The 14663-nt window shown below is 53.2% G+C and carries 13 protein-coding genes and 1 riboswitch; of the genes, 7 read left to right on the top strand and 6 right to left on the bottom strand.

Annotated features, from left to right (window positions below; translation table 11 throughout):
• Positions 1–91: 91 nt before the first annotated feature.
• Positions 92–1969, bottom strand: coding sequence for an FAD-dependent oxidoreductase (locus ACYUJT_RS07450; RefSeq protein ID WP_460321566.1), 1878 nt, complete (start codon positions 1967–1969; stop codon positions 92–94).
• Positions 1970–2012: 43 nt separating this feature from the next.
• On the bottom strand, positions 2013–2921 hold the full coding sequence (locus ACYUJT_RS07445) for an FMN-binding protein (protein ID WP_460320085.1): 909 nt from the start codon (positions 2919–2921) through the stop codon (positions 2013–2015).
• Between the two features lie 416 nt (positions 2922–3337).
• Here ACYUJT_RS07445 and ACYUJT_RS07440 point away from each other — a divergent pair, with 416 nt between their 5' ends.
• From ACYUJT_RS07440 to ACYUJT_RS07430, 3 genes are all read left to right on the top strand, one after another.
• Positions 3338–4843, top strand: coding sequence for an HD domain-containing phosphohydrolase (locus ACYUJT_RS07440; RefSeq protein WP_460320083.1), 1506 nt, complete (start codon positions 3338–3340; stop codon positions 4841–4843).
• Between the two features lie 176 nt (positions 4844–5019).
• Entirely contained in the window at positions 5020–5520 is a 501-nt protein-coding gene (locus tag ACYUJT_RS07435; RefSeq protein ID WP_460320080.1) for an ATP-binding protein, read from the top strand.
• 38 nt (positions 5521–5558) lie between these two features.
• Positions 5559–5936 carry a RidA family protein gene (locus ACYUJT_RS07430; protein ID WP_460320078.1) on the top strand — a complete coding sequence of 126 codons (378 nt, stop codon included), beginning with the start codon at positions 5559–5561 and terminating at the stop codon, positions 5934–5936.
• Positions 5937–6029: 93 nt separating this feature from the next.
• Here ACYUJT_RS07430 and ACYUJT_RS07425 read toward each other — a convergent pair whose 3' ends face one another.
• Positions 6030–6785, bottom strand: coding sequence for a TspO/MBR family protein (locus ACYUJT_RS07425; protein ID WP_460320075.1), 756 nt, complete (start codon positions 6783–6785; stop codon positions 6030–6032).
• A 210-nt stretch (positions 6786–6995) separates the two neighbouring features.
• Here ACYUJT_RS07425 and ACYUJT_RS07420 point away from each other — a divergent pair, with 210 nt between their 5' ends.
• On the top strand, positions 6996–10079 hold the full coding sequence (locus tag ACYUJT_RS07420; RefSeq protein ID WP_460320073.1) for a DEAD/DEAH box helicase: 3084 nt from the start codon (positions 6996–6998) through the stop codon (positions 10077–10079).
• Here ACYUJT_RS07420 and ACYUJT_RS07415 read toward each other — a convergent pair.
• From ACYUJT_RS07415 to ACYUJT_RS07405, 3 genes are all read right to left on the bottom strand, one after another.
• Positions 10063–10368 carry a hypothetical protein gene (locus tag ACYUJT_RS07415; RefSeq protein WP_460320070.1) on the bottom strand — a complete coding sequence of 102 codons (306 nt, stop codon included), beginning with the start codon at positions 10366–10368 and terminating at the stop codon, positions 10063–10065. The genes ACYUJT_RS07420 and ACYUJT_RS07415 overlap by 17 nt on opposite strands.
• Positions 10369–10984: 616 nt before the next feature.
• Positions 10985–11671: a GTP pyrophosphokinase gene (locus ACYUJT_RS07410; RefSeq protein ID WP_460321563.1), complete on the bottom strand. Its 687-nt coding sequence runs from the start codon at positions 11669–11671 to the stop codon at positions 10985–10987.
• Between the two features lie 132 nt (positions 11672–11803).
• Positions 11804–12178 (bottom strand): hypothetical protein, encoded by a 375-nt coding sequence (locus tag ACYUJT_RS07405; protein WP_460320068.1) that lies wholly within the window; start codon positions 12176–12178, stop codon positions 11804–11806.
• 250 nt (positions 12179–12428) lie between these two features.
• Here ACYUJT_RS07405 and ACYUJT_RS07400 point away from each other — a divergent pair, with 250 nt between their 5' ends.
• The 3 genes from ACYUJT_RS07400 to ACYUJT_RS07390 all read left to right on the top strand — a co-directional run bounded on the left by ACYUJT_RS07400 (position 12429) and on the right by ACYUJT_RS07390 (position 14619).
• The gene (locus tag ACYUJT_RS07400; RefSeq protein WP_460320065.1) at positions 12429–13166 is read left to right on the top strand and encodes a zinc-ribbon domain-containing protein; all 738 of its coding nucleotides are present in this window, start codon (positions 12429–12431) and stop codon (positions 13164–13166) included.
• Between the two features lie 127 nt (positions 13167–13293).
• Positions 13294–13599: a hypothetical protein gene (locus ACYUJT_RS07395; RefSeq protein ID WP_460320063.1), complete on the top strand. Its 306-nt coding sequence runs from the start codon at positions 13294–13296 to the stop codon at positions 13597–13599.
• Between the two features lie 122 nt (positions 13600–13721).
• Positions 13722–13822: riboswitch (purine riboswitch) on the top strand.
• A 203-nt stretch (positions 13823–14025) separates the two neighbouring features.
• Positions 14026–14619: a xanthine phosphoribosyltransferase gene (locus tag ACYUJT_RS07390; protein ID WP_460320060.1), complete on the top strand. Its 594-nt coding sequence runs from the start codon at positions 14026–14028 to the stop codon at positions 14617–14619.
• Positions 14620–14663: the final 44 nt, after the last annotated feature.

Here is a 14663-nt window from a genome sequence, read left to right as displayed (position 1 = left end):
TAACGAAAGTCCTTGGTTAAAAATCAGAGTAATGCGCGGTAACCGCACATTACTCTGGAATAAGGGGCATAACTACGTGCAGTTGTAAAGCTTAGTCCGTATAAAGATACCATCTGCGAACGAGCGGTATTCTCTTCCAATGCTTCTTGAGCCAAGGCAGTACGTAGTAGTCAAGTCCAAACATGCTGCCCGATCCGCCGATCAATGCTACACCAGCCGTCATGTACCAGAGCATTTCACCTGATGCCATGCTCGAGGACCAGATCATGATGCCGAGTCCAACCGTGACGATGGAGGATGCTGCGGTGAACAGGCCGACAATGAGCAGGAGGCCGATAATGATTTCTGCAAAAACCATCCCGGTCTGGAATACGGTCGCAAGTCCGGTATATCCGCCGTCGGAAGTATAGAAGAAGAGACCCATAAACCAGTTCACCGTATTCGTAATAAATCCGGGTACCGGAAGTGCCGTAACGGCGGTAGATGCACTTTCTACTGCGGATGCGGCGGTTTGAGCATCGACGGTTGTCGTAACGGCCTGCGCCGCTTCACTTGCCGCCGATACCGCGTCGCCAGCATTTGGAGGAGCCGGGATCAGGAAGATATCGGAAGGGTTCTTGAGCACTTTAGGCAGCTTGTCGAGACCTTCCTGCAGCCATTTGTATCCGACGAATACCCGGAGCGGCAGCAGCCAGAAGTTAGGCGAACGCTTAGAGAAATGGCCGCCTACGAAGCTTCGGCGATTGTTCACGTGGAAAAATTCATGCATCATATAAGTCCATACTTTATTGAAGCCTGCCACCGTGAACAGATAGTACATATTAATCAAGTGCTTGAAGAGCATCGCCATGAATCCGCTGACCATGAACATCTTATTCGGCAGTCCGACATTCGCTACGCCGTAGCGGCTGCCGATGCAGACCATCGTACCGTGGAAGCCCGGCTTGTAAGACTTTTTCGGCTTGCCCTTGACGTCAGCATAGATGTTATGGGCAATGAGCGGACCCGCTTGCTCGGCGTTCTCAACCATTTGCGGAACCGGACGCGTCTCGCCTTCAGGGATGTAGAAAATGTTGTCCCCAACGATGTACACATCCTCATGATCCACGCTTTGCAGCTTATCGTTGGTTACGATCCGCTTGCGTCCTTCCTGCTGCACGTCGAGTTTGCCGACAAGATCGGAGCCTTCAACGCCGGCCGTCCAGACGATCGTTGCCGCTTCAAGCTCTTTCTCTCCGAGTAGGACGCTTGATTTCGTAACGCCGGTAATTTTGGCGCTTGTTACAATTTCGACGTTCATTTTGTTCAGGCGTTTGACCGCCTTGTCGATCAATTTATCAGGCAGGATCGGCAGAATTTTTGGCGCCATATCCGCTACGACGAGGCGAACCTCGCTCGGATCGATGTAGAATTCCTTGCACAGCTCATCGCGGAATTCGGCAAGCTCACCGACAAGCTCTACACCGGTAAAGCCTGCTCCGACGACGACGAAGGAAAGCTTCTTCTTGCGGATCGCCGGATCCGTTTCCTTGGCAGCTTCGCTGAACATGCGGCGAACCTGTATTTTCAATTTAACGGCGTCCTCATAGGACCATAAGGTCATCGCATGCTCCTCGGCGCCTGGAATGCCGAAGAACGTTGGCTTACAGCCGGAACCGATAACGAGATAATCGTACTTGTAAGTCTGTTTTTTGGAGCGAAGCTCTTTCGCTTTAAAATCAATGTTGTCGATGTAGTCCAGGACGACATCCACTTTCTGTCCCGCGAAAATCTTCTTCAAATCAATTTGAATGGAATCTTCCGGTGCCCGGTTTGCCGCGACTTCGTGCAATTCCGTCAGCAGCGTATGGTACGGGTTCTTGTCAATCAGCTGGATTTCGACGTCGTTGTCTTTTTTGAACAATTTGGCTAGGTGCTTCGACGTGACGACACCACCGTAACCGCCGCCAAGAACGACTATTTTCTTCAACATATTCACCTTCTTACTTTAGGCTGATAATCGTGGAGATGTATTATTTAGCTTGTTCCAGTGCTTTGGCTGCAAGATCGTAGTAGGATTTCAAGCTGATCGATACGCCGGAAATCGCGTCTGTTTTGCCTTCTTCATTGAAGCTAACTGCAGCTGGATCTTGTTTCTCGATCAGATATTGCTCGGCTTTGGCTGCTTGCTCATGCCATTCTGCTTGCGCGCCGCCATTGGCTACCATGCCGTACTTGCCGTCGATGGAGTTTTGTCTCTTGTCTTCGCCGGCTTCGTTTACGCCGCTGAAGTTCACTCTGACGATATTTCCTGCGGAGACGATGACGTCAACAGTTTCTTTCCAACCGGACTTCTCGGCGAATTTGTCTTCTTCGGCATGGTAGTTGCCGTCTTTGTAAGGTCCTAGCTGGATTGGACCTGCAGCTAGCGCTTGGTCAGCCAGGTCGAACAAGTCGTTAACGTGAATGGATACGCCGGAAATTGCATCGGTTTTGCCTTCGGCATCAAGAGTTACGGCCTTCGTGTCCTGCTTCTCGATGAGGAAAGCGATGGCTTTGGCTGCTTGCTCGTGCCATTCAGCTTGCGCGCCTGCTTTTTCCTTCATGCCGTACTTGCCTTGCTCGGAGTAAGTAACTTTGTCTACCGGAACGCTTGCGTTGGTGCCGTTCCAGTCCACGTCGGTGATTTTGCCGCCTTCAACCTGCAGCTTTACGAAATATTGCCAGCCGGATTTTGGATCTTCCTTGCCCAATGCGAAGTACAGACCATCCTGAAATTTGCCTTCTGCAGCAGGAGTTTCGGCAGCAGCGTTAGTGGAGCTGTTCTCGGTAGCTGGAGCATTGTTGGCTGGCTCCGCAGTATTAGCTTCATTTTTGGCCCCGCACCCTGCTAGAAGCCCTAACAGCAATGCGCTGCAGAGAAGAATGGATGCTTTTTTCATGATAAATGACCTCCAAATAATAAAATTGTATATATTAAAATGTGAACCATTTTAATAACGTAGGGGATATATAATAAGGAAAACTCAGGTGCCCAAAGTCCTTGAGAAAGGCTAGAAATCCTTTGTTTGAGGAAAGCTTAGCATATTAATAAAAGCATATATGTGAAATAAATCACTTAGTGTGTGACAAAAAACATCTTACACTGTTCCACAAAAGGAGGGAAGCTTGATATAGAGCCGATGGAAGCGATTCTTAATATTTTAAAATACTTTTTTAAAAATACAGTGCCAAGCTCATCTTGCCATAAATAGTTCTCAAGCTCCGGATAAAACGGAAAAAGGTGTCAATTCTTCATACTTTTGAACCGATAATGTATATACAAGGTAACATCCATTATTTGTGCTAAACGGAAGGAATGAGCATTTCATTGTCGGTGTACAAGACCTTTTATTCACGCCTATTGCTGAATTATATCGCAGGCTCGCTCGTCGCCGTAATTTCTATCTTCAGCCTCATCATCTTCACTTTCAAGGATATCCCAAGGGACGAGTATGCCTGGTCGTTTGCAGTCATTATCATCTCCATATCGATAATGCTCGGATTGGAATGGGCGGTGTTCTCCAGGCAAATCAGGCCGATTCGTATGGCATTCCATGAAGCTGTCGGCACCTTCGCTGACATGCAGACGATGTATTTGCGGACGCATCGGCTGCCCGCCCTGACCGTCAAAAGAATTCTCGGTCCCCATCTATTCGGGTTGGCCGTTCCTGCGGTAAGCTTGTCGCTAATGCTTGTGTCCACGGGGCAGTTATCGATTCCGCCATACTATGTGCTGCTGTCTTTGCTTGGAGGCATTCTACTTGCCGGCATGCATGCACTGATTGAATTCTACCTCACCTCTCATTTTATTCGGCCGGTTCTGGAAGAGCTGCAGTTTCGATCCATGCAGCTGTTCGGCAGGGAGCTTACGCTCGGCGGCCGTGTGCTTATCTCGATCAAACGCAAACTAAGATGGAGTTTTTTTCTTATGGGGGCTTCTCCGCTTCTACTATACAATCTGGCCGTTCAATTCAGGATGGGAGATTGGAATGTCGACCACTCTGCCTATTGGAAGTGGGCTGGCATCGTTCTGCTGATCGGGCTCGGCTATGCCTTCTTCGGATCGCGGCTATTGACCCGGGAGCTGGAGACGCCGATTCAGCACTTATACGAAAGAATGGCAGAGGTCAAGGTCGGATACCTGCGGACGGAGGCCAGCGATCTGTTCTCCGACGAATTCTCCCGGCTCGTCTCCGGCTTCAATCACATGCTGCGCGGGGTACGAATCCAGGCAGCACGCAACGATCAGTTGGTGGAGAGCTATTTTGCGACGCTGGCCGCAGCGCTGGATGCCCGCGATCCATATACGGCCGGGCATTCTTTAAGGGTCGCGGAATATGCGGTCCAGATCGGCAATTTGGCCAGGCTCCCTAAGCATGTGGTCGACCAGCTCCGCAAAGCGGCTCTGCTTCATGACATCGGAAAGATCGGCATTCCTGACGCTGTGCTGTTGAAAGAAGGACAGCTTGGCGAGGAGGAATGGGAACAGATCAAGGCTCATCCCGTATTGGGAGAGGCCATCCTGAAGCAAATTGAGCCAGCCGACGAAATGGCTGCATTTCTGCCGGGCGTTCGTTCCCATCATGAACGCTATGATGGCGCAGGTTACCCGGACGGCTTAAAGGGAGAAGAAATTCCGCTCTTCGGCAGAATCATTGCCGTTGCGGATGCTTTTGATGCGATGACCTCTGACCGTCCTTACCGCAAAGGCATGGATGCGGGAACGGCGATTTCCATTCTGGAGAAAGGGAAGGGTACTCAGTGGGACCCTTATTTTGTCGGATTGTTTGTGGAAGCGTATTACGAGAAGCAAACGTCTTAATGATTCCGGATGCCGCTTCATGTTAAGATGGTAGGAACAAAGAAATGAAAAAAGTTCCAATACCTTTAACATTTGAACAAAGCGGGTGGATAACAGATGGGTCTTGGAAACTCCTTCTTGATGAATTTGGCAATGCTGGTCACTGTCGCCTACTTGGCGAATGTCTTATATAAGTATTGGTTTATGAAAACGCCGCGCAGGATCAATTACGTTTTATCGTTGCTGCTTATGATTTTACAATCACCTCCGATCCACAGCGGATCGGGCAAATATTGCGCAACCTGCTCTCCAACGCTTTTAAATTTACGGACGAAGGTTATGTCAGGCTGGAGATATACAGGGCAAAGCCGAGAGCATGGAGCTCTGGAGAATATATCGCGATTGCCGTGAAGGACACGGGAATAGGCATTCCGCTGGACAAGCGCAAGGTCATCTTTGAGCCGTTTCATCAGGGGGACGGCACCATCAGCCGCAAGTACGGGGGAACTGGGTTTGGCCTGTCGATCAGCGAGCATTTGGCCCGCCTATTGGGTGGATGGATCGATGTCGAGAGTCAAGAGGGCGAGGGAAGCGCCTTTATGCTCTACTTGCCTTTGTCTCCACCTGTTCCGGCGTCTGGCTTTACTGATGCTGCACAGAATAAGGCGATGTTTGCCGGACGCGGCGTATCCGGTTAAAATTTATAGTAGATCTATGAGGAAGGTTGGGATAAGTAATGGAAAAGCAAGTGTTATCAACAACAGCGGCACCCGGAGCGATCGGGCCGTATTCGCAGGGCGTAGTCATCGGCGATGTGATATATACCTCCGGGCAGCTTGGACTCGTTCCAGAGACAGGGCAGTTCGCAGAGGGCGTGGAGGCTCAGACCGCCCAAGCGCTGAACAATGTGAGGGCGATTCTTGAAGCTGCGGGCAGCGGCCTGGAGAAGGTCGTGAAGACGACGGTATTCCTTAAGGATATGAATGATTTCATTAAAGTGAATGAAGTCTATGGCTCTTTCTTTGCCGAGCCTTATCCGGCACGCAGCGCGGTTGAGGTTGCCCGTCTTCCGAAGGACGGATTGGTCGAGATCGAGGTTATTGCACTTAAGTAGGCAGGCTGGCCGGATATCATCGGCCGGATCAAAGGTCACGTACATTACCTGAGTTATAGCAAGGGGTGTAAGTGGCCTTTTTTTAAATGCCGGTCAATCCCGCTCGCGCGAGCGCATAAGTCCGATCCACAGTGCATACAGCAATAAGATGAAGGCGAGAACGGCTGCGGTTAGGCATAGACCAGGGATGTTCTTCTGTTCAACGGCAATAGCTGCATAAGCCCAGACGAACACTAGGGGCAGCACGCCGTCGCGGGGGCGGAAGGTTATTCCGATGGCAGCAGCCGTGCCCACAGATAGCAGGATGATCCCCGCTGTTTTGGGATCCAGGCTTATCCCGAGATCTCCATGAAAAAGAATAACGGCAAGGTTCACCAGGGCAGCCACGCAAATCCATCCGAAATAAATGCTGAACGGCAGGCGGAGCAGCCAGGTCTCTCCGGAAGTTGGCCCGTAGATGTAGCGAGTTTTGGTATAGATGACGGCAAGCGATAGAAGCAGAGCGATCATGGCGGCAAAGGATAATCCGAGATATTGATACTGCCATAAGAATACCCAGGCCATATTAAAGATGCAGGATAGGATGAACCAATAGGAAATGGCAAGTACGGAGTCTTGTCTTCCGGTAATTTTTCGCAGCTGGTACACGATATATCCGGCGAGCAATAGGTAGATGATCGTCCAGATCACAAATGCGTATCCGGCCGGCGTGATGGGGGTATGGTACTTGCCGGACAATTGCCCGATAGTCATCCCGCCGAGAGGAATCGCCATGGCCAACAAATTGACAGCCAGGACAGCCGCATAGAAGAGCGCGTTCCACCAGCGAAAGGCATTGTTACGAAACATTGCTATACCTCCTGCAATACTTGATTTAGATGAAGGATGTCAGCCAATCTGTGTTTATTATATGAATATACCCATTTAAAGCGAATGATATCAGCAGGCTTGGGCGTGTGTTATCATAATCATTGGATACACGGCGAAGTGTTTGAGAATGGCCGGGTTATGGGCAAAATGGATCAGAGGAAAATGGATTAGAAATGACGGGAGATCACCATGAATCAACGTCTTTATGCGATATGGCTAGGAGAGGTATTGTTCTGTTTCTCGGGTGAAACATCTGAACCTAAGATTGATGCCTGGGTAGCGTCTCTGCGCAGGCTAGAGACAGCAGGCGGGCAGCGGCCATTTCAGCAGGCCGCGCTTCGGCTCGCCGAAGTGCGCTATCCGGCTTCCTCCGGACGAAGTGAGTTTAAATCCGGCGAGCGCAAGGGGCTGATAGGGCGAACGCTGGAAGGGCTCGCTCTGCCCATTCAAGAGGCATGGCCGCTGCTGCTTGGCTGGGACGAGGCTCAAATGAAACCGCAGGGATTCTTGCTTGGGCAAGAATTAGATTATTGGAGCAAGGCGGCAAGATTTGCGCTTGAGTTGATGAAAAAAGGGCGGATTGCCCCAGGCATGGCGGAGGTTCCCTTGACCGGGAACCGGCGGCCGAAAGGCATTGCTTCGGCAAAGGCGCTATGGGGGCCAAAGCTTAGCGATCCAGCGGATGAAGAGCGGTTTAGGCTGTTGGCCGGAAGCATGCCGCCGATTTGCCTGGCGGCCGTCCAGTTTGGGGGAGGCCAGGAAGAGGACGTCGAGGCGAGGCAGCTTGCTGTGCTCTATTCTTTCTTAAGCGCTATTCTCGATCACGAGGTTCGCAAATCCGTCGGCGGGTTGGGAAGAAAATTGAATGCGAGCCGGGCCGATTATCGCCGGGGGACTTCCCCGATTGCCGAGCTGTGGTGGAACGGCTTGCTCGCCGCGGTGCCGCATGGGGACATGCAAGGCACGGTCTCGGAGCTGTCGGAGCTTGCAGAGGGCATAGCGGATGCTGGAGGGGGCGTGCCGAAAGTTCAGCACGAGGATGACGAAGGGCGTAGCCCGGGAACATTCCGCTTATGCTTGCGGCTGGAACCAGCGGATGAGGAGGCGGCCGTGCCCGCATGGCGCCTGTCAATGTGGGCCGAAGGTGTGGAGGACCCTGGCGTCCTGCTGCCATATGGTCTGATATGGAGCTATCCGGAGCATGACATCGAGATTCGCGGCAGGATATATCACGGTGCAAGAGAGCAGCTTCTGCACAGGCTCGGCAAAGCGGCTAGGCTGTCCCGGGGAGTGAGGAAAGCGATGGAACGTCCGCGCCCGGAGGGCGCGCTGCTTCAACCGGAAGAGGTATTCGCCTTGTTAAGCAAAGAGGTAGCCCAGCTTCGCAAGCATGGCGTTACGGTGCAGATGCCCTCCCGCTGGACGAAGGAGGGCCGCCGGACTGCCGGGATCAGGCTGCGGACGGGAAGCTGGGGAGCGTCTCCAGAGTCCGGGCAAGGAGGCTCGCCGCAGCTTGGGGTCGAGCAGCTTATTGCTTACGAGGCGGAAGCGGTGTTCAGCGGAAGCCCGTTGTCTGAAGAGGAGCTTAGCGAACTGGCTGCATCCAAGTCGCCTCTCGTTTTTTTTCGCGGGGAATGGGTTGAAATCGATGTCAAGGAAATCCGCCAGGTGCTGAAGTTCATGAAGCGTTATAAGACGGGAGAGATGAGCTTCCGTGAATTGATGAACCTGACCGTGCAGGAGGAAGGCAGCCATTGGGACGGCCTGCTGATTGAGCAGGTAGAGACCACAGGACTGCTGTCGCTGCTGATGGAAGGGCATTCTCAGCTCGGCATGAATGACAGGCCGGTTCCCCGTTTGCTGTGTGGAACCTTGCGGCCTTATCAGGAACGGGGCTACCGCTGGCTGGTCATGATGCGGCAGCTCGGCTTCGGGGCTCTGCTCGCCGATGATATGGGACTTGGTAAGACAGTGCAGGTCATCACGGCGCTGCTCGACGGAATCGAGGCCGGAACGGTGCTGATCATTTGCCCGACGTCGCTGCTGGGCAATTGGCAGAAGGAGCTGTCGAGGTTCGCGCCCGAGCTGAAGCTGCACGTTCATCATGGCAGCGGACGGCTGCACGGGGATGAATTCCGGGAGGAATGCGCCAAGCAGCAGGTTGTGCTGACGACATACCCGCTCGCCGGGCGGGATATGAAAGAGCTGCAATCCATCGAATGGGCGTCGATTGTGCTCGATGAAGCGCAGTACATTAAAAATTACGGTACCAAGCAGGCGCAAAGCGTTATGAAGCTGAATGCCCCGCATCGGATCGCCATGACGGGAACGCCTGTCGAGAACCGGCTCAGCGAGCTGTGGTCCATCTTTCAGTTCCTGAACCCCGGCTATTTAGGCGGCCATTCTTCCTTCAAGGCGAAATATGCTGGGAGCAGCGAACAGCAGCCGGCAGAGCTGGCGAAGCTCCGCAAGCTGATTGCGCCGTTTCTGCTGCGCCGGCTCAAGAGCGACCCGGACATCCGCAAGGATTTGCCGGATAAAATTGAGCTGAAGTCCTACTGCCCGCTCATGCCGGCGCAAGCCGAGCTGTATCGGGAAGTCACGGAGGACTTAATGGAGCGGATCGATGGCAGCACTGGCATAGCCCGCAAAGGGATCGTCTTGTCCACGCTCACCCGCCTGAAGCAAATTTGCGATCATCCGCTGCTGCTGGACGGCACAAAAGGAGCAAGGCCGAGAGCAGAGGCGTCCGGCAAAATGGAGCGCTTGCTCGAGCTGTTGGATCTGATTACCGACAATAACGAGGCTGCGCTCATATTTACGCAGTACGTGCAGATGGGCAAGCTGCTGTGCACGGCACTCGAAGAGAAGTACGGCATGGTTCCTGCTTTTCTTCACGGCGGAGTCAGCAAGGCAGAACGGGACCGCATGGTGGAGGATTTCCAGCAGGGAGGAGGTTCCCCGTTCTTTGTATTGTCCCTCAAGGCTGGAGGGGTTGGCCTGAATTTGACGCGGGCCAATCATGTCATCCATTATGACCGCTGGTGGAACCCTGCCGTGGAGAATCAGGCGACGGATCGGGTGTTCCGCATCGGGCAGAAGCGGAATGTCGAGGTTCACAAGCTGATTTGCGAAGGGACGCTGGAGGAGCGGATCGATGAGCTGATCGAACGTAAAAAATCGCTGTCCGAGCAGGTCGTCGGTTCCGGCGAGCAGTGGCTGACGGAGATGTCGAACGAGGAGCTGCAGCATTTGATCACGCTGCAGACTTAAAGGTATGAGAAGGGGCGTGAGGACGATGGAGCAGCCTTCGGGTTACAAGGTTATGGCGGCTGATGTGCAGGTCGAGCTGGCGCCGGGCGGCTGGAGAATCGGGATTCCAGCCGCCGGGAAGGGCACAGAACAGCCTGCTTGTTCTGTGCTCCTGCTGGAAGCAGACGCGCCAGGCGCTGGCCGGCGTCTGCTCCAGTCTCTCGCGCAGCAGCCGCTGGAGCTGGCTGCGCTGCAGGAGGCCGGCGCATCGGCGATCGCCGGCCTCCTGCCCAAGACTCCGCCGTGGCAACCGGCGGAGGGCCCGCCGCGCAGCCGCTGCAGCAGCTGCGGCGCGGAAGCGCCTTGCGGCCATGCGGCGCAGGCCGCAAGCGCGGGCGCGGCAGCATGGCGCGCGGCCTCTCCCGAGCAGCGGCTAACGCTGCTCGGCTGGACGCGCGAGACGCTGCTCGCGGCAGTGCTCGCGGCATGGGCAGAGGCGCAGCCCCTGCCCGATGCCGCCGAGGCCCTGCGCGCGGCGCTGGGGCCTCGGAAGGAGGAGGCCCGCGCCCGTTCGGGCGGGCCGAGCATCGCTGAGTGGCTCGCGGAGATGGCGGAGCAGGGCAGCCTGCATGCCCCTGGCCCGCAGTTCCACGACGTCCAAATCAGTCTGGACGCCGCGGAACCCTCGCCCCCGCCCCCGGACGCGGACGCGGAGGCCTTGGCCAAGCTGCTCCCCGGTGTGCGGGGTGCAGCTAAAGGCCTCGGCCTCGTGCGCGAGGGCGTTATGCAGCGGGCCGGGGAACTGGCAAGCCAGCTGCGGCATGAGCCTCGCTAGGCCACTGCCAATGCTGGCGGCAAGCACTTGCACGCCAGCAAAACAGGACAGCCGTCAAGGTTTCATTCCTTGACGGCTGTCCTGTTCGTGCTTAGGTATCCCGGCTTAAGCCAGGCTCGGGAAGAGAGGCTTCGGCGGCGCCCATAATCTCCCTGCGCAGGCCGTGCATTTTCTTGTCGAGCGCATCGGCGGCTTTGGCCGCTTCCGTCAGCTCTTGAACGACATGCTGCGGTACCTGTTTGTCGTATTTGTAGAACAGAATATGCTCCATACTGGCCCAGAAATCCATGGCCAGCGTCCGCATCTGGATCTCCACCTTCATCCAGCGCTGTCCCTCGAACAGCGTCAGCGGCACGGCAACGATCACGTGAAGGCTTTGGTATCCATTCGGCTTCGGCTTTGCGATATAGTCCTTGATTTCAATGATTGTAAGATCTTCGCGGTGGCGCAGATGGTCCAGCAGCTTGTAAATGTCCTTTACGAACGAAAAGACGATACGCATGCCGGCGATATCGTGGATTTTGTTCACCATATTATCAACGGTCATTTCGAGACCCTTGCGTTCCAGCTTATCGAGTATGCTTTTCGGTTCTTTGATCCGGGTCTTGATATGTTCAATAGGGCTATACCCGTTAAGAATTTTCCACTCGGTTTGAATCAGCTTGATTTTGTTCTTCAATTCATCCAGTGCTAGCTGGTACAGTGTAGGAAGCTTCTTCCACTCTTCCAGCTTGCGCAGCTGGTCGTCTCCGATTTCCCATTGGTACAATTCCCGCAAATCCAACTGATTTAACAGGGAGCCTTTATCGTTTGCATCTGCTCTGTCCAGGATAATCTACTCCTAAGCTAAAAAATGGTTTCGTACTGCTCCCTTATTGTACCTTGAACGCCCCCGCAAAATCAAAGCGGCTCATCTGTTCAGAGGACTTTTGCCGTTATAACCGGGATCGTCATAATCATGATTTTGCAGCTTGCCGAGTACACCCAAGCCGATGATGGACCTGCGGGTTTGCTCGTCGCCGTACTGGTACAGCAGTGTGTAGAGCTCTATCATCCGGTCGTTGAATTGCTCCGTAGCTTCGTCATGATCCGCCGATTTATAAGGGATGGGTGCGCGTCTGAACGTGTAGATATCCTCTTCCGAGAGCTCCGTGATTTTATCGCGCAGCTTGACGAGATCCTCCTCGTCCAGCTGTACTCTGAATTCCGCGGAGTCCTGGTTAGGCACTTCCTGGATGAGGCGGTGCGCGACGGACACATAGTAGGGCTTTTTTCCTGTTTTCATTTGAACTTCCCCTCCAACCTAATTTCATTCGATTAAAATCTTTATACACAGCTGCTCTGCGGCTGAATCAAAGGAGAGGGGCCAGGATTTTCACTAGGGGGCCAAATCTGTTATGATAATTACGATTTCACAGATTGCGCAAATGGCGAGCTGTTTAATTACTGAGAAGAAACATCCAAGCATTCCCGGCTGAGGGGACAATAATAGCGTAATTACATCAGGAAGTCGAGGAACACGGGAGGAGTATGTCATGAAATTTTTGCAGCGAATTAAAGATGGTGCGGGTAAGGTAACCGATAAGGCACAGAACGCGGTCGAGATCGGACGCTTTAACACGCAGATCAATAATATTGAGCGTGAAATGGACTTATATTTTCAAAGAATGGGCGAAGTATTCTACGAAGGATACCGCAATAAAGACATGTCGGTTGCGGAGAAGGAAATGCTCGAACTAGCGAAAACCTGCGATCTGCTTGCCGAAGAACGGGATGAGATCCGGGGCAAAATCGCCGAACTCAAAAACGAGCGCCTGTGCTCTCACTGCAGCAAAGCGGTTACGGAAGAGGCGTTATTCTGCCAATACTGCGGACATAAGCTGGAGAAGCCGAATAAGTCAGCCCAGACCCGAATGGAAGCGGACGAGGAGGAGTATGAGGTCAAGAACGAGCGGCTCAGCGATCCGCTCGCGCTGCTGGAAGAGGGGGCGCTTTTCAGCCATCTCGGTCAGGAAGAGGCGGCTCCATATGAAGAGGTCGAACGGATTGACCCCGAGGAGGAGGAGCGGCGCCGGCGGGAGCTAGAACGGGAACGGGATCGCCAGGAGGAGCTGGACCGCCGGATCAGAACATGGAAAGAGAACGTGAAGCTGACGGAGCCGGTCTCTGCGGCGAAGGAATCTCTGCACGACGAGGCGAGCTGCCAAATTTGTTCGGCGGTGCTGGTGAAGGGAACGAAATGGTGTCCTCACTGCGGCTCTGAGCAAATTTAGCAGGCCGGGACAGGCCACTATGGTCAAAAGTTCACCGAGTTGTTATAAATTGTGTCCGACGCACGGGCATTTGAATCGTAGTAAATAGTAGGCGTTATTATGACTACTTTTTAGGAGTGTGGACACCGTGGAATGCATCGTTCATTTTGAAGTGGAATACAAGCAGGTGACCAAGGAGCTTCGCGGCCTTATTTTCCTTGATAAGGGCAAAGCACCGACAGAGCAGGATTTTCTATCGATGTTTGGGGATATGGGGTATAAGCTCCGGCTTGCTGACCAAGATAATTTGGTGTTTTCGCCGACCGAGCCGAGTGCGGAATACCAGAAAGTCCGAATCCGCCGTTTAGATACTGGGGAGGAGAGCTATCAGAGGGACGGGGAGCTGAAATCGATCATATCGAATCTGCTGCCGAAGGATACGCGGCCGATCTAAACGAAGCTAAATGACCGGACCACCGGTTTATTTACAAAATATTTAGCCTAATCCACGAAATACCTCTTTATTTCTATGGATTGTTTGAGTTATACTACTAATCATTGTATACACGTTTTCGACAGGAATCTTCATATGTTTCTCGTATATGTGCAGGAATCGGCCTGCATGTCTCTACCTGATCACCGGAAATGATCGGACTACGGGGAGAATTCGCATTGTCGTGCCAAGAGCGGTTATTTGAGTTTGCACTGATCCATGCTTTGACCGCAGTTTGGCATTTGGCATGCTATGCCTTGACTAGGATGAATTCTGCCAGGAAGTCCATTTCCCAGCCTTTGGGAACTGGGCTTTTTTTTATTCCGGATAACGGCAGCGAAGTATGAAGAGGATAGGAAATCAAGATGAATTTAAGGGGGAAGCGAGATGAAGCTGCTAGAAGATAAGGTGATGGCGGAAGGGATCGTCTTAAGTGATCAAGTGTTGAAGGTGGATTCCTTTCTGAATCACCAGATGGACCCGGTGCTGATGAAGGAGGTTGGCGCCGAATTTGCCCGGAGATTTGGGGATGAGCGAATTACGAAGGTGCTGACGATCGAATCCTCGGGCATCGCGCCGGCAATCATGACATCGCTGGAGCTGGGGGTGCCGATGATCTTTGCCCGCAAACACAAATCTCTTACGCTGCGGGACAATATTCTAGTGGAGAAGGTCTACTCTTTTACGAAAAAAGAGAGCAACGAGATTACCGTGTCGAAGAAATTTCTGAGCCCGGAGGACCGCGTGCTCATTATTGACGATTTCCTGGCTAACGGCGAAGCAGCCTTTGGTCTTGCCCGGATCGTAGAGCAGGTTGGCGCCAGTGTGGTCGGCATCGGCATCGTCATTGAGAAATCATTCCAGCCTGGGGCCGGACTGTTGAACAAGGCCGGATACCGCGTCGAGTCCCTGGTGCGCATCGCTTCTTTGGAGAACGGAGCAGTTTCTTTCGTCGATGAAGTCACCACGGCGGAGCAATAAGGACTTTCCTTTTAGAACTAAAAAATATTAACAAATAGAACAGA

The sequence above is a fragment of the Paenibacillus sp. YSY-4.3 genome (assembly GCF_054767475.1).
This window is presented reverse-complemented; position numbering and strand designations above follow the sequence as displayed.

What these genes read in the sequence shown, in the direction of transcription:
- ACYUJT_RS07445 (WP_460320085.1), bottom strand. Translation starts at nt 2,921, where the DNA reads ATGAAAAAAGCATCCATTCTTCTCTGCAGCGCATTGCTGTTAGGGCTT.
- ACYUJT_RS07440 (WP_460320083.1), top strand. Translation starts at nt 3,338, where the DNA reads ATGAGCATTTCATTGTCGGTGTACAAGACCTTTTATTCACGCCTATTG.
- ACYUJT_RS07430 (WP_460320078.1), top strand. Translation starts at nt 5,559, where the DNA reads ATGGAAAAGCAAGTGTTATCAACAACAGCGGCACCCGGAGCGATCGGG.
- ACYUJT_RS07425 (WP_460320075.1), bottom strand. Translation starts at nt 6,785, where the DNA reads ATGTTTCGTAACAATGCCTTTCGCTGGTGGAACGCGCTCTTCTATGCG.
- ACYUJT_RS07420 (WP_460320073.1), top strand. Translation starts at nt 6,996, where the DNA reads ATGAATCAACGTCTTTATGCGATATGGCTAGGAGAGGTATTGTTCTGT.
- ACYUJT_RS07405 (WP_460320068.1), bottom strand. Translation starts at nt 12,178, where the DNA reads ATGAAAACAGGAAAAAAGCCCTACTATGTGTCCGTCGCGCACCGCCTC.
- ACYUJT_RS07400 (WP_460320065.1), top strand. Translation starts at nt 12,429, where the DNA reads ATGAAATTTTTGCAGCGAATTAAAGATGGTGCGGGTAAGGTAACCGAT.
- ACYUJT_RS07390 (WP_460320060.1), top strand. Translation starts at nt 14,026, where the DNA reads ATGAAGCTGCTAGAAGATAAGGTGATGGCGGAAGGGATCGTCTTAAGT.